Source organism: Arthrobacter sp. Marseille-P9274, from assembly GCF_946892675.1.
Taxonomy (GTDB): domain Bacteria; phylum Actinomycetota; class Actinomycetes; order Actinomycetales; family Micrococcaceae; genus Crystallibacter.
This window is the reverse complement of record NZ_CAMPOV010000005.1, coordinates 95,471-113,170: the sequence shown is the minus strand read 5'-3', so window position 1 is coordinate 113,170 and position 17,700 is coordinate 95,471. Positions and strand designations below refer to the sequence as shown.

General features: G+C 68.7%; 18 protein-coding genes. 1 reads left to right on the top strand and 17 read right to left on the bottom strand.

Annotated features, from left to right (window positions below; genetic code table 11):
* The 17 genes from OC550_RS21600 to OC550_RS21520 all read right to left on the bottom strand — a co-directional run.
* The coding region (locus tag OC550_RS21600) for a hypothetical protein (RefSeq protein ID WP_262108012.1) at window positions 1-320 on the bottom strand (320 nt) is incomplete at its 3' end.
* Window positions 321-1,277: 957 nt separating this feature from the next.
* Window positions 1,278-3,308: an NHL domain-containing thioredoxin family protein gene (locus OC550_RS21595; RefSeq protein ID WP_262108011.1), complete on the bottom strand. Its 2,031-nt coding sequence runs from the start codon at window positions 3,306-3,308 to the stop codon at window positions 1,278-1,280.
* A 3-nt stretch (window positions 3,309-3,311) separates the two neighbouring features.
* A complete protein-coding gene (locus tag OC550_RS21590; protein ID WP_262108015.1) occupies window positions 3,312-5,345 on the bottom strand; it encodes a bifunctional copper resistance protein CopD/cytochrome c oxidase assembly protein in 2,034 nt (677 codons plus the stop codon).
* A 258-nt stretch (window positions 5,346-5,603) separates the two neighbouring features.
* Window positions 5,604-5,888: an HU family DNA-binding protein gene (locus OC550_RS21585; protein ID WP_262108010.1), complete on the bottom strand. Its 285-nt coding sequence runs from the start codon at window positions 5,886-5,888 to the stop codon at window positions 5,604-5,606.
* Window positions 5,889-6,137: 249 nt separating this feature from the next.
* Window positions 6,138-6,443 (bottom strand): 30S ribosomal protein S14, encoded by a 306-nt coding sequence (gene rpsN / locus OC550_RS21580; protein WP_262108009.1) that lies wholly within the window; start codon window positions 6,441-6,443, stop codon window positions 6,138-6,140.
* A gap of 3 nt (window positions 6,444-6,446) precedes the next feature.
* Complete coding sequence (rpmG, locus tag OC550_RS21575; protein ID WP_005266311.1) at window positions 6,447-6,614, bottom strand: 50S ribosomal protein L33; 168 nt, start codon at window positions 6,612-6,614, stop codon at window positions 6,447-6,449.
* The gene (rpmB, locus tag OC550_RS21570; RefSeq protein ID WP_262108008.1) at window positions 6,614-6,850 is read right to left on the bottom strand and encodes a 50S ribosomal protein L28; all 237 of its coding nucleotides are present in this window, start codon (window positions 6,848-6,850) and stop codon (window positions 6,614-6,616) included. The genes rpmG and rpmB overlap by 1 nt, the downstream gene beginning before the upstream one ends.
* A 394-nt stretch (window positions 6,851-7,244) precedes the next feature.
* Window positions 7,245-7,736: a MarR family winged helix-turn-helix transcriptional regulator gene (locus tag OC550_RS21565; protein ID WP_262108007.1), complete on the bottom strand. Its 492-nt coding sequence runs from the start codon at window positions 7,734-7,736 to the stop codon at window positions 7,245-7,247.
* A 135-nt stretch (window positions 7,737-7,871) separates the two neighbouring features.
* A complete protein-coding gene (locus tag OC550_RS21560; RefSeq protein ID WP_262108006.1) occupies window positions 7,872-9,521 on the bottom strand; it encodes an MFS transporter in 1,650 nt (549 codons plus the stop codon).
* Window positions 9,522-9,944: 423 nt separating this feature from the next.
* Complete coding sequence (locus OC550_RS21555; protein ID WP_262108005.1) at window positions 9,945-10,688, bottom strand: VIT family protein; 744 nt, start codon at window positions 10,686-10,688, stop codon at window positions 9,945-9,947.
* Window positions 10,689-10,792: 104 nt separating this feature from the next.
* Window positions 10,793-11,566 (bottom strand): SGNH/GDSL hydrolase family protein, encoded by a 774-nt coding sequence (locus tag OC550_RS21550; protein ID WP_262108004.1) that lies wholly within the window; start codon window positions 11,564-11,566, stop codon window positions 10,793-10,795.
* A 41-nt stretch (window positions 11,567-11,607) separates the two neighbouring features.
* A complete protein-coding gene (locus tag OC550_RS21545) occupies window positions 11,608-11,946 on the bottom strand; it encodes a YnfA family protein (RefSeq protein WP_262108003.1) in 339 nt (112 codons plus the stop codon).
* Window positions 11,947-12,001: 55 nt separating this feature from the next.
* Complete coding sequence (locus OC550_RS21540) at window positions 12,002-12,994, bottom strand: siderophore-interacting protein (protein ID WP_262108002.1); 993 nt, start codon at window positions 12,992-12,994, stop codon at window positions 12,002-12,004.
* Entirely contained in the window at window positions 12,991-13,800 is an 810-nt protein-coding gene (locus OC550_RS21535) for an ABC transporter ATP-binding protein (RefSeq protein ID WP_262108001.1), read from the bottom strand. The genes OC550_RS21540 and OC550_RS21535 overlap by 4 nt, the downstream gene beginning before the upstream one ends.
* Window positions 13,801-14,832 (bottom strand): iron chelate uptake ABC transporter family permease subunit, encoded by a 1,032-nt coding sequence (locus tag OC550_RS21530; protein ID WP_262108014.1) that lies wholly within the window; start codon window positions 14,830-14,832, stop codon window positions 13,801-13,803.
* 59 nt (window positions 14,833-14,891) lie between these two features.
* Entirely contained in the window at window positions 14,892-15,875 is a 984-nt protein-coding gene (locus tag OC550_RS21525) for an iron ABC transporter permease (protein WP_262108013.1), read from the bottom strand.
* Window positions 15,876-16,135: 260 nt separating this feature from the next.
* Window positions 16,136-16,321 carry a hypothetical protein gene (locus tag OC550_RS21520; protein ID WP_262108000.1) on the bottom strand — a complete coding sequence of 62 codons (186 nt, stop codon included), beginning with the start codon at window positions 16,319-16,321 and terminating at the stop codon, window positions 16,136-16,138.
* A 391-nt stretch (window positions 16,322-16,712) separates the two neighbouring features.
* Here OC550_RS21520 and OC550_RS21515 point away from each other — a divergent pair, with 391 nt between their 5' ends.
* A complete protein-coding gene (locus tag OC550_RS21515) occupies window positions 16,713-17,462 on the top strand; it encodes an alpha/beta fold hydrolase (protein WP_262107999.1) in 750 nt (249 codons plus the stop codon).
* Window positions 17,463-17,700: the final 238 nt, after the last annotated feature.

Sequence of the window (17,700 nt, the reverse complement as noted above, 5' to 3'; positions counted from 1 at the left end):
TAGCCCTCCGGGCCCATTAGCGGGGATCCGGGCTCGGTCCGGCGGCCGGCGAACTCGCCGAGTCCGACCACCCGCAGCGACTGCAACCACGCCGTGGCCTTCTCCACCGCGGCCAGGTACTCCAGCAGCACCCCGTCAGAGAGTCCGGACAGGTCCTGCCGCGCCAAAACCACGACCAGATCCAGGGGTGCGATGTCGCGCCACGCCTGAAACCACTCCACCGGCCCGTGCTCCACCAACGCCGGCGGCTTCGGCCGGGCCGCCTCCCTGGCCCGCTCCCGCTCCGCCCGCCGGGCCGGCGACAACGCCCAATCCGGCACCTCATCCCCATCCCCAGCCTCACCCGCCGCCGGTGCGGGCTCGGACGCTGCCAGGGGATCAGCGAAAACGGGCTCCGCCTCACCGGACTTGGCCGGCTCAGTAGCTGGCACTGCGGAGGGCTCGGCTTCACATGATGCGGCAGGCTGGGCTTCACAGGATGCAGGGGCTTCGGTGTCTTCCGGCCCGGCCGCCGCATCATCCGGCGCGCCGGCTGCAGCGGGCTCAGGCGCGGGGGCCTCCGGCTCAGAAACCGCAGGACGCATGTCGCTGTCGCCAGCGCTGGCGTCTGAATCACCTATGGGGACTGTGATCTCCGCCGATTCGGCAGCGGCATTTCCGGAATGCAGGAGCTCAGGATCAATTCCAACAGCGTCCGTGGGAGGCGCCGCAAAGTGCACGAGGCCGCGACCTCCGGCGCGGCGCAAAGCAGGGAGACCTGCAGCAGGAGCTGACCGGCCTTTCTCCCGCATCAGCAGGGCGTCAACAATCGCCTGACAGAGCCGATATTCAAGCAGGGAAAAGCCGCCACCGGGCAGCGACGAAATGTCCTGCCACACTGCGGTGCCTTCCACCTTGAATTCCATAACCTCACGCTACAAGCCGCCACTGACGGTATTCGAAGCATGATTCGAATTGTGGATGGCAAGCTGACAGCCCGCACAAAACCGCCCTCCGTGCCGAGGTCGGCACGGAGGGCAGGGCTCGGCGGCATGACAGGACGGCGGTCGGGTGAGACGGCCCGCCAAGACGGGAACGGTCACGAGTCAGACGAGCTGCCGAGACCGGAACGGTCACCAGTCAAACGGCCCACCCAGACCGGCAACCGTCACCAGTCAGACGGCCTGCCCAGGCGGGAACGCTCACCAGTCAAACGAGCCGCCCTGCAAGGTCGGCCCACCCTGCAGGGGCTGCCCGCCCGAAGCCGCGCGGGCCGCATTGGAGTCCAACCGCCGGGTTTAGTCGAGGCCGCGGAGGTCCAGGGTCAGCTCGCCGGAGCCGCTGCCGAGGACGACGGGGATGCCCCAGTCTTGCTGGTACAGGTGGCAGGCGGCGTGATCCGGGATCTCGCCGCCGGGCTCGCCGTCGCAGGCCGCGGCGCGGGCGGTGATGTGCAGGACGCCTTCGGGGATGTCGGGCGAAAGCACGAGCTCGCGCACGAGGCCGACCGAGGTGCCGCCGCCGGAGACCAGCAGGTTCTCCGGCGAGGCGGAGATTTTCAGCTGGGTGGGATCGCCCCACCGGTCGTCGAGCTTCTGTCCCTTCGGCGCCGCGAACCGGACGGTGAGGGCCAGCGGGCCCGCCGAGACCTCGGTCTTGGGCCGCTGCGTCTGGGAGGCGCCCTCGTCGACGGTGAGAGCGTCCTTGGGGATCGGGATGCGGACCAGCTGGTGCTTGTTGGCCTCGACCACGATCAGCAGCGGTTCGCCGCCGCTGGCCACGCCGGAGGCGTCGACCAGGACGTCGGACGGTTCGGACAGGCCGCGGGTCAGGGTGGAGACGGTGCGGGTGGCCGGGTCGTAGCGGCGGACGGCACCGTTGTAGGTGTCGGCCACGGCAACCGAGCCGTCGGGCAGCACGGTCACGCCGAGAGGGTGCTGGAGGCGGGCCTGCGCGGCGTCGCCGTCGCGGAAGCCGAAGTCGAAGAGTCCGGTGCCGATCGCCGTCGTCACCTGCACGTGTCCCGACTCGGGGAAGGACAGGACGCGCAGCGCGGAGGTCTCCGAATCGGCGATCCAGATGCTGCCGTTGGCGTCCTCGGCCAGGCCGGACGACTGCGCGAACCAGGAGGCGTTGGCCTCGCCGTCCTGCAGTCCCTCGAGACCGGTTCCGGCCAGCACGGCCAGTTCGCCGCTGACGGGGTCGAACGAGAAGATCTGGTGCACGCCGGCCATCGCCACGACGACCTTGCCCAGCGCCGAGGACCACAGCACGTCCCAGGGCGAGCTGAGCGAGACCTTCAGCGGCTCGTTGCCCAGGCGCGAGGCCGTCGCCAGCGCCTCGGCCAGCTCCTCGCCCAGGTCTTCGCTCGCTCCGGCTTCATCCGCCACGGAGCCGGGACCGGCTTCCGCCGTCGCGGCCGCTGCACGCTGGTTCTCCGCGTCGAGCAGCCGCTGCACGCCGTTGCCGGCCACCGTCACCACGGCGCCGGTCGCCAGGGTGAGTCCCCGCAGCCGGTGGTTCACGGAATCGGCAATAACGACGTCGTACCCCGCCTGGGCGCGGACGTCTTCCGGCAGCAGGGCCAGGCCCTGGGGCTCGTTGAATTCGGACTCTTCGGCCGCGCCGTCCTGCCAGCCCTTCCGGCCGGAGCCGAAGGTGGTCAGGACGGTGGCCAGATCCGGCGCCAGCTCCACGATGCGGTGATGGCCGGTATCGGCGACGAGGAAGGTTTCGCCCGCACTGCCCACGCCGTCGGGCAGGGTGATGATCTTGCCCGGGAAGCGCAGGTCGCCCGCCGTGGATTCTGCCGGCACGTAGGGTCCGTCGCCGCGGTGCAGCGTGCCCTTGGCCTCGTGCTCGGCAATCAGCTCCTCGACCAGGGACCCGATGCCGCCGGCATGGCCCTCGCCGGACAGATGCGCCACGATGTAGCCCTCCGGGTCCAAGACCACCAGCGTCGGCCAGGCCCGCGCGGTGTAGGCCTGCCAGGTGTCCAGCTCCGGATCGTCCAGCACGGGGTGGTGGATCTCGTAGCGCTCCACGGCCGCTGCCAGGGCCACCGGATCGGCCTCGTGCTCGAACTTGGGCGAGTGGACACCGACCGTGACCAGGACGTCCTTGTACTTCTCCTCCAGCGGACGCAGCTCGTCCAGCACGTGGAGGCAGTTAATGCAGCAGAAGGTCCAGAAATCGAGCAGCACGATTTTGCCGCGCAGGTCCTCGAGGCCGAGCTGCTTGCCTCCGGTGTTAAGCCAGTTGCGGCCGATCAGTTCGGAAGCCCGAACCCGGTAGTTGCTGCGGATAGCGGCCTCGGCTGCCTCGGTCATGGGTCAATCTCCTTGGTTCCGGCTGGAATCTGCTGGCGCCTGGTCCTCGGACCGGGCTGTGGCCTGTTGGCGCGGGGACCGCTCAAGGCGCGCGTCCCGTTCCGCCAATCTGGCAAACATATCGTTATAAGCCGCGAGGTCGGCTTCGTTATTCCTGTCGGCTGCCCGATCTTTACGCTTTGTTTCCCGGGCGTCTGACCGGGACCACATCAGGGCAACGCCGACGGCGACCGCGAGGGTGGGGATTTCGCCGATCCCCCACATGATGGCGCCGCCGAGCTGCTGGTCGTCCATCGCGGAGGCGCCCCAGTCCCGGCCCATGCTGCCGAACCAGGACGCCTGGATCAGCGACGTGGAGCTGGTCAGGGCCACGCCGAAGAACGCGTGGAAGGCCATGGTGGCGAACAGCAGCACCAGCCGCAGCGGGTACGGCGCGCGGCGCGGCAGCGGGTCCTCGCCGATCATGGTGAGGATGAACAGGTAGCCGGTGAGCAGGAAGTGCAGGTTCATCAGCTCGTGGCCCACGTGCTCGCGCAACGCGAAGCCGAAAAGCGGCGTGTAGTAGAAGATGATGATCGAGCCGGCGAAGTTTGCCGCGGCGAACAGCGGGTTCGTGATCACCGCCGAGTACTTCGAGTGCACCAGCCACAGGATCCACTCGCGCAGGCCGCGGCTGCCATCGCCGCGCGGCGTCAGGGCCTTCAGGGCCAGGGTGACCGGGGAACCCAGCACCAGGAACAGCGGCACCACCATGGTGAGGGCCATGTGGTCCAGCATGTGGGCGCTGAAGAGCACCATGCCGTAGACCGCCGGGGCGCCCGACGTCACGTAGGTCAGGGCCAGCAGCCCCACGATCCAGGAGACGCCGCGGGCCAGCGGCCACTTGTCGCCGCGGCGGCGCACCCGCAGCATGCCGACCAGGTAGGCGATGCCGACAATCAGCGCGAACGCCACCCACAGCCAGTCCCAGCGCCACTGCGTGATCCACGCGGAGCCGGTCAGCTCCGGCGGCAGCTGGTAGCCGGTCAGGATGCGCGCCGGAGAGGCGTCTGTGGGCAGCTCTTCGGGGGTCGGCGGTGCCGTGCGTGCCAGCGCGACGGCGACGCCGGAGACCGCGCCCATGATCAGCAGCTCGACGGCCACCAGTTGCCACAGCACACGGGCGGCGGATTTGGTGGACAGCTGCGGGATGACCCACTGGCGGTGCATGAAGCCGATGGCGCCGAGCAGCAGGGTGGCCAGCGCCTTGACCACCACCAGCGCGCCGTAGTCGGAGGCGACCTGGTCCAGCGACGTGATCCGGATGCCGGCATTGATCAGGCCGGAGAAGAACACTAGGCCGAAGCTCACCAGGGCCAGCGCGGAATAGCGCTGCAGCACCTTGGCGACGGTCTCCTTCGTGCCGAGGGTCCGGGATACGAAGCCGAGCGCGATGAGCCCGCCCACCCAGAGGCAGACGCCGAGCAGGTGCAGGCCGATGGAGTTGACCGCCCCGTAGTGGTCGTCGCCCCCGGCGGAGTGGCCGATGAGGGCCATCGGCAGCAGCCCGCCCACGGTGGCCAGGGCGAGCGTGAAGGCCAGGGCGCTGATCGAGCGGACCCCGAAGGTCAGGGTGGCGGTGATGGCGGCGACGATCGTGATCGACAGCCAGGCCTGTCCGGTACCGATCCCCGTCATGAAACCGACCAGCGCGGAGGTGAAGGCCTCGCTGCCGTTCATGGGCATGCCGGCGACATCGGAGAAGGTCAGGACCAGCACCGCCACCGCGGACAGCGTCCAGACGATCGCGGCGACTGAGGCCAGCGCCATGGTCCGCGCAAACGCCGGGTGCTCCGGCCCATCGTCTTCGCTGTCCGGTTTGCGCGAGGGCCGCAGCCGTTTCGGCAGGATTCCGACGGCGAACACCAGCGCGCCGATCACCGCGGCAATGGAGAGATTATGGATGGCCTTCGCGACCGGCAGGCCCCAGCGCGTCAGCGCGCCCGGGTCCGAGAGCTGCCGGGTGGCTGCGGCACCGGAGAAGATCAGCGCGCCCACCAATCCGAGAACGACGGCGGCGGCGCCGGCCAGGAGCCACGCCTTGCCGATTCCTTCGGCAGAGATAGCGGCCCGCGGTCCCGGATTGGGCCGCGGTGAAGACTGCTGTACAGATGGTGCTGGCACGGTATCCATTCTCTACCCCCAGTAGAAATTCGGCGAATCCGCGGGCAGCACGACCCTAGGCGGCAGGGCTTGGGTTAAGCTGCAAAGCCGCCGCCGGTAATCCGGCGGCGGCTTTGCAGAAGTCAGCGGTGGTTACTTCTTGGCGACAGCGGCCTTCAGCTTCGAGCCAGCGGTCAGCTTGACGCTGTGGCCGGCAGCGATCTGGATGGTCTCGCCGGTCTGCGGGTTGCGGCCGGTACGGGCAGCACGATCGGTGCGCTCCACTGCGAGCCAGCCCGGGATGGTGATCTTCTCGCCCTTGGCAACAGAAGTCGCGAAAATGTCGAAAACGGCATCCAGAACGCCGTTGACAGCAGTCTGGCTGGTGCCGGCCTTCTCGGCGACAGCTGCGACCAGTTCACTTCGGTTGATAGCCAATTTATGTCCTCCTGGACTGCTTCGGTTTGTCCGAGCTTCACACGGGCGTGCAAAGCTTCTGTGCGAAAACTTACCAGCTTGCCCGCGCAGATCCGGCAAATTCCGCGTGATCTGGGCGTTTTTTCCGGTATTTCGGGCGTTTTCGACGCTTTCCCGCTGGCGATCGCGCCCCGGACATGCAAATGGCGGCAACCCCGAGGGGCTGCCGCCATTGAGTCAGCTGTCAGGCTGGCAGGGCGCGAAAGGCTCTTACCAGCTGGACTTCTTGATGCCGGGCAGTTCGCCGGCGTGCGCCATGTTGCGGAAGCGAACGCGGGAGATGCCGAACTTCTGGAAGGTGCCGCGGGGGCGGCCGTCGATCTGGTCGCGGTTGCGCAGGCGGACCGGAGAAGCGTTGCGGGGCAGCTTCTGCAGGCCCAGGCGGGCCTCTTCGCGGGCCTCGTCGGACGCGTTCTCGTCAACCAGGATCTTCTTCAGTTCGAGGCGCTTTTCAGCGTAGCGCTCGACGATGACCTTGCGCTGCTCGTTGCGAGCAATCTTTGACTTCTTAGCCATGTCTTAGCGCTCCTCTCGGAATTCGACGTGCTTGCGGATCTTCGGGTCGTACTTCTTCAGGACCAGGCGGTCCGGATCGTTACGACGGTTCTTACGGGTCACGTAAGTGAAGCCGGTGCCAGCAGTGGACTTGAGCTTGATGATCGGACGTACGTCCTTGTCCTTTGCCACTAGAGCTTCACACCCTTCGCAAGGAGCTCGGTGACGACAGCGTCGATGCCGCGGACGTCAATGGTCTTGATGCCACGCGCGGAAACCTGCAGCGTGACGTTGCGGCGCAGGGACGGAACCCAGTAGCGCTTCTTCTGAATGTTCGGGTCGAACCGGCGCTTGTTGCGGCGGTGCGAGTGCGAAATGCTGTGGCCAAAGCCGGGCTTGGCTCCGGTCACCTGGCAGTGTGCTGCCATTGATCTCTCCTCCAGTTTTAGTAAATATTGACGGACCTGCACAGATGCAGCTGTATTGCCTAATCTGCGTGTAAGAGCGCCCGTCACCAGTTTTGACACCGTTATTACTGCGACTTTCCGGAGGTTGACCAGGCGGGGTGAGATCCAGCCGAAGTTCCTCGCCGCGGGGAAGACGGTGAAGTCCAGGCGCTGCTTGATGCTGATTCCCGAAGGAACCGACCCAGCAACAGCCTTAAATTCTAGGCAAACGCGGCAATTCACGCAACTTGGCCGCTCCCGCCGAAGATCGGCGGAACAGCTGCGGTTGCGTGACTCAACGCCTTCCCATCGTAAAGTCCGACGGCGGTGCCGCCAAACCGGGCCAGTGCACGCGGTTTCGGACTGGGAGGGCCGCTCAGCTGTTCAGCCGCGGCTCGCGCAGCACCCAGCTGGTGGGCTCCAGCAGCTGCACGATCTTCTTGCCGATCCGCTCCAGATCGGCCACATCGCGGCGGTCCAGCCCGTCGAAGACCACCTTCCGCACCGACTCAACGTGCGCCGGCGCCGCCTCCGCGATGGTCTTGAAGCCCTGCTCGGTCAGGCTCGCCATGGTCACGCGGGCATCCTGTTTGCACTGGCTGCGGGCCACCCAGTCACGCTGCTCCAGCTTCTTCACCACGTGGGACAGCCGGGAGAGGGACGAGTAGGTCCGCGACGCCAGCTCGCTCATCGGCAGCGTCCGGTCCTCAGCCTCCGACAGCATGGCCAGGACCGTGTAGTCGAAAAGTGTGACCTTGGCCTCCTGCTGCAAGACTCCATCCAGGTTCCCCGGCAGGAGGGTTGTCACGGCGAGCAATGCGAGCCAGGCCTGGCGTTCTTCGGGATCGAGCCAACGTTCGGAAGTCATGCTTCCATTTTGCCACATACTTGAGGCTTCAACTGTCAAACGCCGTGGGTATTCTTCGCCACCCATGTCCCGACGCAAGCGGCCGGCCCCTGCGCACGCAGGTGACCGGCCGCCGTCGTACTTCACATCCGGAAGCTAGCCGCGGGTTCCGACGACCTCAGGCTCGCGGACCTCCGGTAGCTCCATGCCGGCGGGCAGCGCCACCGCTTCGGCGGACGGCGATGCCGTGGCGTGGCCGGCGGGCACCAGGTCCAGGGGCATGTCGCCGATGCTCAGGAGCGGGTTGTTGTCCTGCCCGGCGACCAGGTCCCGGGCCTCGGCCTGCGTATCCACCGACGGCAGGGCTCCGGGGAGCGGGCGCTTGGCGCTCTCGGGCATGCGCCAGATGGCCAGCAGGCCCAGGACGGACATGATCGTCAGATAGTAGGCCGGCATCAGGTCATCGCCGGTGGCCTCGATCAGCGCCTGGGTGATCAGCGGCGTCGTGCCGCCGAAAATCGCGACGGCGAAGTTGTAGGCGATGCCCATGGACCCATAGCGGCCGGCCGTCGGGAACAGGGCCGGCAGCGCGGAGGCCAGGTTGCCGACGTAGAAGGCGGTGGCCGCGCCAAGCACGGCCAGGCCGGCGAAGGTCGCCACGACGTTGCCCATGCCGATCAGCAGGAACGCCGGGATGCCCAGCACGATCGTGATCAGCGAGCCGATCATCAGCACCGGCCGGCGCCCGATCCGGTCCGAGAGGCGGCCGGTCAACGGAATGAAGGCCGAGAGCAGGACCAGCACCGGAATGGTGAGCAGCGTGCCCTGGAAGGCGTCATAGCCCATGGTTTCCTGCAGGTACGTGGGCATGTAGGAGGTCAGCGCGTAGCCGACAGTGTTGGCGGCGGCGACCAGCAGCATCGCCATCACGATCGGGCGCCAGAACCCGGCGATGATCTGCCGGTAGGTCATCGGTCCATCGACGGCAGCAGACTTGGCCTTGTCCTCCTGCGCGTCCTGGGCCGCCTGGAAGGCCGGCGACTCTTCGATGCGCATCCGGAAGTACAGGCCGATCAGCCCCAGCGGGCCGGCGAGCAGGAACGGCACGCGCCAGCCCCACTCGAGCATGGTTTCGTTGCCCAGGACTACCTGCAGCAGGGAAACCACGGCGGCGCCGAGGGCGAAGCCGAGGTAGCTGCCGGTGTCCAGGATGCTGGCCAGGAAGCCGCGGCGCTTGTCCGGGGCGTATTCGCTGACAAAGGTGGTGGCGCCGGCGTATTCGCCGCCGGTGGAGAAGCCCTGGAGCAGGCGGCACAGGACCAGCAGTACGGTGGCCCAGCCGCCGATCGCCGCGTACGTCGGGAGCAGCCCGATGGCGAACGTGGAGGCCGCCATCATGATCATGGTGGCCGCCAGGGTGCGCTGGCGGCCGATCCGGTCGCCGAGGCGGCCGAAGACCAGTCCGCCGATCGGCCGGGCCAGGAAGCTGACCGCAAAGACCGCGAGGCTGCCCAGCAGGCCTTCGCCTTCCGCTCCCCCAGCGAAGAACAGCTGGCCCATCGTGACGGCCAGGTAGCCGTAGATGCCGAAATCGAACCATTCCATGCCGTTGCCGACGACGCTCCCGCCGACAGCCTTGCGCAGCATCGGCCTTTCGACGACGGTGACGTCGTCGACGCGCAGGCGCCGCTTCCGGAACCGCGGGGCGGACTTGCCGGCGGACCTCGCGGCGCGTCCGGTGCCGTGCGAACCGGCTGACGAACCGGGCGGCGCGGCGGCGGAATTGTGGTGGACGTCTTTCGGCATTTGGGCCTTCTCTCAGAGGTCATTTGCGCGGGACTTTCCCTGTCCGTGACCGCTGACGGCTTCGGACAAGCCCAGTACTTTACCGGGATGGACGTGTCCGTCACAGTTCGCGAGGCGGAATCGGCCCTCTGAACAGGGTCGAAAGTCCTGTCTCCGGCGGCCTCCGGAACGGTGGCTGCGACGGTCCGGCGATCTTCCGTTTACCCCTGTTATTCAGCGGCATATCCATGGACCGCGGGAGCGCGAAAAAGCCCCGGGTTCGGACGCAACCCGGGATAATTTTTGTTGTATGCGTCACGGCGGCCGCTAGCACGGCGATTTCGGGGCCGAAACGACGGCGAATTCGGGCCCGAAACGACTGCCGCTTGGATCGCTTCGCGTGGCTCCGGCCAGGCTGGAGCCGCACCCGCCGGACCGTGGGGATTAGACGACCCCCGCGGCCCCCAGCCAGGTGCCGATCAGGTACGTGGCCACCAGCGCCAGCAGGCCGCCGAGCACCACCCGCACCACTGCCGGCATGATGCGTGCCCCGCCGAGGTAGGCACCCAGTCCACCGGTGCCGGCGAGTGCCAGCAGCGTCGCGACGAAGGCGATCGGGACGCGCAGCCCCTCGGGCGGCAGGAGGATGGCCAGGGCCGGCAGCACCGCGCCCGCGATGAACGCCACGAAAGAGGCGAAGGCGGCGTGCCACGGGCTGACCACCTCGTGCCGATCGATGCCCAGCTCCGCTTCCAGGTGCGCCCCGAGCGCGTCGTGTTCGGTCAGTTCCTTGGCGACCTGCTGCGCAGTGGCGGAGCTGACGCCCTTGGCCTCGTAGATGGCGGCCAGCTCGGCGAGCTCCTCCTCGGGCATGGTCTTCAGTTCCCAGGTCTCTTTGGCGATCAGCGCCTTCTGGCTGTCGCTGGAGCTGGAGACCGAGACATATTCGCCCAAGGCCATAGAAATGGCGCCACCGATCACCGCGGCCAACGTGGCCGTGAGCAAGGTGCCAAGGTCGGTGGTCGCCCCTGCCACGCCCACCACGATGGCGGCCACGGAGACGATGCCGTCATTGGCGCCGAGCACGCCGGCCCGGAGCCAGTTGAGCCTGGTCGCGATGCCGCCGCCGTGCGGCTCGTCGTCGTGCTGGCCGCTGGCCGTGGCGGAGAAATCAGGTTGGCTGCCCATGATTCCTAGCGAACCACCATTCTGCGGCCGCTTCCAGCGAGGAAAGCCAAGCCTCATCGCGGGACGGCCAACGTCCGTGTCGGCCGTCGCGGCGTGCCGGGGCCTCAGCTGCGCGGCGAGAGCGCGGTCAGCTCGGGGTACTTCGGCCGGAGGCTGTCGCCGGAGGAAACCCCGCGCAGTCTGCGGCCCAGCCACGGGCCGAGGTGTTCCCGGGCCCAGCGCGCGTTGGCGGCCAGCGACTCCCGCCGGGACAGCGTGGACAGCGCCGGCAGTTCCGGCAGCTCGATCAGGTCGTCGTGCTGCAGCACCTCGAGCACGCGCTTGGCCATCAGGGTGTGGCCCGCGGCGGACATGTGCAGCCGGTCCTCGTCCCAGTACCGCCAGTCCTGGAACTCGCGCAGCCGCCAGTAGTCCACGAGCTTCGCGCCGCGCCGGTCGGCGATTTCGCGAACCCACTCGTTGTAGATCGCGGTGCGGCCGCGGGTCTTCCCGAAGACGGCGGACTTCGCGGAATCGAAACCGGTGAAGAGCACCACGTCGGCGCCGGAATCCACCAGCCGGGCCACGCCGTCGTCGTACATTTGCATCAGCGCGTCAATATCCACGCTTGGCCTCAGGATGTCGTTGCCGCCGGCGTAGAGCGTCACCAGGGTCGGCCGCAGCGCCAGCGCGGGCTCGAGCTGCTCCTCGACGACCTGCCGCAGCTTCCGGCCGCGGATCGCCAGGTTGGCATAGCCCCAATCCGCGTCGGCGAGCATCAGCTGCTCGGCCACCCGGTCCGCCCAGCCGCGGACGCCGTTGGGCAGCTTGGGATCCCGGTCGCCGACGCCTTCGGTGAAGGAATCGCCCAGGGCAACAAAACGGTGCGTAAAAGTCACCATCACAGGCTAATGGACGACGGCGGTACGCGCCTGCGCGGTCAGCCGTCGTTGCGCGGCGCGTACATCAGCACGGCCACCCCGGCGAGCGCGATGCCCGCCCCGATGTAGTCCCAGCGGTCCGGCCGGAAGCCGTCCACGACCACGCCCCAGGCCAACGACCCGGCGATGAAGACCCCTCCGTAGCCGGCCAGCACGCGGCCGAAGTTGGCATCAGGCTGCAGGGCGGCGATGAAGCCGTAAGCGCCCAGCGCCATGACGCCGAACCCGGCGAACCACCAGCCGCGGTCTTCCCGCACGGCCTGCCAGATCAGCCAGGCGCCGCCGATCTCGGCCAGCGCGGCAAGGGCAAACAGGAGTGCGGATTTGGCGAGGGTCATGGCTCCATTCTCGCCCGCGGCACGCGGAGCGTACGGCCCGGAGCGGCCCGTCGGCTCAGAGCTCGGCCTTGCCCCGGCGCCAGTAGCCCATGAAGGCCACCTGCTTGCGGTCGATGCCAACGTCGCGGACCAGGTAGCGGCGCAGTTCGCGGATGACGGCGGCCTCGCCGGCGATCCAGGCGTAGAACGGACGGGTGGAGCCCGTGGTGGTTTCCCAGAGGATGACCTGGTCGATGTCGACGTCCTCCGGCTCTGCACCGCGTTCCGGGGTCAGGCCGGCGGCGGGAACGGCGACGGCTGTGCGCACCGCGGCGTCCAGCAGTTCACCGTGCGGCCGGGTGCCCCGGGCCAGCCAGCTGACCTGCACGCCCGCCGGGTGCACCAGCGGCTGGAAATCGGTGGCGGCCGGGACCTCGAGGATGGCATGGCCGCTCATGTCCGCCGGCATCGCCTCCAGGATCGCGGCGATGGCCGGCACGGCGGTCTCGTCACCGGCCAGCAGCACGTGCGATGCCAGGCCGGGCCGCCACTCGATCCCGCCGTAGGCCTTGGCGGTGGGGCAGGTCGCCGCCTCAAGGTTCGGCCCGATGATGGTCACCCGGTCGCCCGGTGACGCAGCGCTGGCCCAGACCGAGGCCGGGCCGCCGTTGCCGTCCGCGTCGAAGTGCATCACAAAGTCCACGTCCAGCTCCGGCCGGTCCCCGCCGCGCAGTTCCCGGACGGTGTAGGTGCGCATTGAGCCGCGGGTGCGTTCGTCCAGCGAGAGCCAGTGCTGGTACCACCCGCCCGTCAGTTCACGCAGACCGTTGACGGCCCCGGGCACACCGAACTCCGGCAGCGGAACCGTTGCACCGCCGTCGTCCGTGGCCGGAATGACCACCTTGATCCGCAGGTCCAGGGTGTGACCGCCCACGCCGAACTGGCGCAGCCCCTCCCCCGCGAACGTCACGCGGCGGAAGCTCGGCGAGAGAGCGCGCACCGCGGCGACCTCGACGTCGAAGGCCAGCACCGGGGTGACGGCGGCGGTTTCGGTGGCAACAGCGGTCATGGTGTGCTCCGTTCGGTTTGGCTGTGATGGCGGCCGACGGGAATGACCATCGGCGTGCCGGATACCGGGTCCTGCATGACATACGATTCGAGGCCGAAGACTTCGGCGACCAGGGGCCCGGTCACCACGTCGGCCGGCGCGCCCTCGGCGACCACGGCGCCTGCCTTCATGGCGATCAGGTGGTCGGCGTAGCGGGCGGCAAGGTTCAGGTCGTGCAGCACGATCGCGACGGTGGTCCCGTGCCGCCGGTTGAGGTCGGTGACCAGGTCCAGCACCTCGATCTGGTGGGTCACGTCGAGGAAGGTGGTGGGCTCGTCGAGCAGCAGGATGTCGGTCTCCTGCGCCAGGGCCATCGCGATCCAGGCGCGCTGCCGTTGGCCGCCGGAGAGCTCGTCCACGTCCCGGCCCGCGAGTTCAAGGGTGTCGGTCGCGGCCATCGCGGAGTTGACGGCGTCCTCGTCGCGGGCGGTCCACTGGCGGAACCAGCCCTGGTGCGGGTAGCGGCCGCGGCCCACCAGCTCGGCCACGGTCAGGCCGTCCGGCGCCACCGGGGTCTGCGGCAGTAGCCCGAGCACCTTGGCCACGTCACGGGTGGACTGGCCGTGGATGTCCTTGCCGTCCAGCAGCACAGAGCCGGCGGCTGGCCTGAGCAGCCGCGCCAGTCCGCGCAGCAGCGTCGACTTGCCGCAGGCGTTGGCGCCGACGATGATCGTGACCTTGCCGGCCGGCAGTTCCACGCTCAGGTCCTGCACGACGGTGCGCCGGTCGTAGGCGAGGGTGAGGTCGCGGGCTTGCAGGGTGCGCATTTAGCCTCCTCGGCCGACGCGGTTGGTGGTGACCAGCAGCCAGAGCAGGAACGGCGCTCCCAGGGCGCCGGTCACCACTCCGACCGGCAGCGACGTGCCGTCGGTCAGGTACAGGGGGAACAGGTTGGCGCCGGTGAAGTCCGCCGCCAGCACGATCACCGCGCCGACCAGCGCGGAGACCGCGAGCGAGCCCGCGCCGCGCAGCATCCGGCGGGCGATCGGGCCGGACAGGAACGCCACGAATGCCACCGGTCCGGCGGCGGCAGTTGCGACGGCGGCCAGCAGCACCGCGGTCACCACCAGTCCCAGCCGCGAGGGTGCCACGCGCACGCCGAGGCCGGCCGCCGCGTCGTCGCCCATTTCCAGCCCGCGCAGGCTGCGCGCGAGCAGCGCCGCGGCGGGAAGCAGGAGCGCCAGGCTCGCGGCGAGCACCAGTACGCGGTCCCAGTTGCTGGAGTTAAGCGAACCGTTGAGCCAGACCAGCGCGTCCTGCGCCGTGCGGATGTCGGTGCGCGTCATCAGGTAGCTGACCAGCGCCTGCATCATGGCGGCGAAGCCGATGCCCACCAGCACCAGCCGCGCCCCGGCGGCTGCCGACGGACCGGAACGACGGTAGGCCAGCAGGTAGATCAGCAGCGCGATCCCGAGGGCGCCGAGCATCGCGGACGCGGACACGGCCAGCCCTGTCGCCCCGAAGACCACGATGGCCGTGACCGCCGATGCGCTGGCCCCGTAACTGATGCCGATGATGTCCGGGCTGGCCAGCGGGTTGCGCAGCATGGTCTGGAAGATCGAGCCGGCGATGCCGAAGGCGATCCCGATCAGCGTGCCGATCACCGCCCGCGGCAGCTTGCTCTCCATCACGATGAAGCTCGCGCCAGGAATCCGCTCCCCCGCGAGCAGCCGCAGGAAGTCCGGAATGGTCACGGTATAGGTGCCCAGCAGCACGTTAATAAGGAACAGAACGACAACGGCGCCCGCCAGGGCTGCGGTCACGAGGCGCCGGCGGTGCCGGGCCCGGTGGCGGGGCACGCCGGCAGCCGTGGCGGTCGGGGACACAGCGCGCCAGGCGAGGGTGGAAGCGGGGACGCTCAAAGGCCTGCCGCCTTCCGCCGCCGGACAATCCAGATGAACACCGGGGCGCCGATGACCGCAGTCATGATCCCGGCCTGGATCTCGCCCGGCAGCGCGACGAGCCGGCCGACGATGTCCGCGCCGAGCAGCAGCACCGGCGCGAGCAGCAGCGCGTACGGCAGGATCCAGCGGTAGTCCGGGCCGCTGAACGCACGCACCAGGTGCGGGATGACCAGCCCGACGAAGGCGATCGGGCCGGCCAGGGCCGTGGCCGCGCCGCAAAGCACTACGACACCGAGCGCGGTGAAGGCCCGGCTCAGCCCCACGCGCTGGCCCAGCCCGCGGGCCACGTCGTCGCCGAGCGCGAAGTTGTTCAGGAGCCGGCCCGTGAACAGGGTCAGCAGCAGCCCGGCACCGATAAAGGGCAGCACGGGCACGATCGCATCCCAGCCGCGGCCGCCAACACTGCCGATCTGCCAGAACCGGAAGGCGTCCAGCGTGTCCTGGCTGCTCACCAGGATCCCGTTCATCAGCGAGCTCAGCCCGGCGGTCAGTGCTGCCCCGGCCAGCGCCAGCTTGATCGGCGTCGCGCCCTCCCTGCCAATGCTGGCGATGCAGTAGACCACGGCGGCGGCGAGCGCTGCCCCCGCGAAGGCGAACCAGATGTAGCCGGTCAGTTCCGCCACGCCGAAGAGGTAGATGCCGGTGACCACGGCGAGTGCCGCCCCGGCGTTGACGCCAAGAATGCCGGGGTCCGCGAGCGGATTGCGCGCCACGCCCTGCATCGCCGTGCCTGCCACCCCGAGCGCGGCACCGACCAGAAGGCCGGTGACCGTCCGCGGGATGCGGGAGTGCACCACGGCATGGTCACCGTCGGCCGGGTCGAAATTGGTCAGCGCCTGGACCAGCGTCTCGAACGGAATCTGCCGCGCCCCGAAGGCCAGCGACGCCAGGCACACCAGCGCCAGCACTCCGAGAGCCAGCACCAGCCCGGAAACCAGGCGTCCGGCTCCGGCCTTTTCGCGGAACGCCGTGGAACCGGAGGTCAGCAGCCGGCCCGCCTTGTCGTCCCCTCCCGAAGCCGCCGGATTAGCGTCGGAGGCACCTCCGGCTGACGGGCGCAGCGCAGCACGGACAGGCACACGCGCCTCTGCTCCCACATTCACCTCCGGACTGGCCCAAACAAGCTTAAGTAAGGCTAGCCTACGGTGACCGCGATTACGAAACGATTTACTGCCCTAATGTCCTGCCAAACTGCGGCTCAATCTTCCAACAGCAGTGCCTCAGCCAAAATGGACGCGTTCCGCTCGATCCACGAAATCTTGTCGGCAAACCTGCGTTTCGCCGCATCGTCCCATGTGCCGGCGAAGCCCGGTTCGCCGGCGGCCGCACGGCCGTCCATGAACCGGGCGGCTACGTGCTCGGCCTGGAGCAGCACCTCCGCCATCCGACGTTGGTGCGCCCGGCGATGATGACGGCGAAGCCGCATCTCGACAACGGAAGCACCCGTTGCCCACGGCTTGCAGTAAGGGCCCGCGGCGGACCGTCTCCGTCTGCCCTGATTGCCACCCCCATCGCCGGAGCCACGCTCTGGTCACGGCGGCGCCGAGGCAGCGCGGGATGAACCGTGGGACCGAGTTCGTGTTCGAAGGACCATCCCCAAGCACTCCACTCGGCTCTTTCAACAAAAAGGACCCCTGCCGGGGTCGGGGCGCGGTCGAACTTTCGATAACGGTGCACCCGTCCGTGCAAGTACGCGGATAAGGCGCGGCTTATTTTGGGGCAGCCGCGTTAATATAGACCTGTGCCTGCCTGTGCGGCGGGCATATGGAGGCAGTGTGACCATCAGCGACGTGGAACGGCAGTGCCTTCGCGTGGAAGGCACTGAATTCAGGATCGAAACCCGGGGTTCGGGGTCCGATTGCTTCGTGCTGGTGCCCGGAATTGGAATGTCCCCGCGGTACTTTGTCCCCCTGGCCCGGGAACTGGCGGCCACAGCAACGGTGCATGCCCTGCACCTGCCCGGCTTCGGTGCGGCAGAGCGCCCGGTGCAGGCGGTGCCGATCCGGGAAACCGGCCGGCTGGCCGCGCAGGCGCTGCGGCAGCTGCACGTCGGCCGGTTCATCGTCGTCGGACATTCCATGGGGTGCCTAATCGGGGTCGAAATGGCGCTGGCGGACCCGGCCGCGGTCCGGTCGCTGGTGCTGCTCGGGCCCTCTATCAACAGCCGGGAGCGGACCATCCGGATTCAGCGGCGGCGACTGATCCAGGACACTCTCCGGGAGCCGCCCACGGTGGCCTGGACGGCGGCCGGCGACTACCTACGCTGCGGGCGCCGCTGGTACTACGCTAATGCGGCGCAGATGATCGGAAACCGGCTGGAGGAGCGGCTACCGCTGGTCCGGGTCCCGATCGTCCTTGTGCGGGGCGAACACGATCCCCTCGCCCCGCGGTCGTGGCTGGCCGAGCTAGCGGCTGTCGGCAGGGCTGCGGTCGTGGCGGAGGTTCCCGGCGAGGCCCATGCCGTGATGTACCGGAGCCCGGTGGCCGTGGCCCGGCATTGCCTTGAACTGGCGGCCAGATCGTGAAACGCATAGGAAAGGCCGCTGCCCGGCTGCCGGCCCGCGGCTGGTGGTGGCTGCTGGACTACTGCCATGCGGGCCTCAGGCAGCTGGACGGCCTGCTGTTCCGCGCCGATCCGGCGCCCTACCGGCCGGACCGGATGGCCGCACTGGTCGCCGGTTACCTTCGCGAGGCTACATCGAGCTGGATTCGGCAGGGCACTTCCGCACCTTGGACGATCCCTCGCTGCCGGAGATTCTGCTG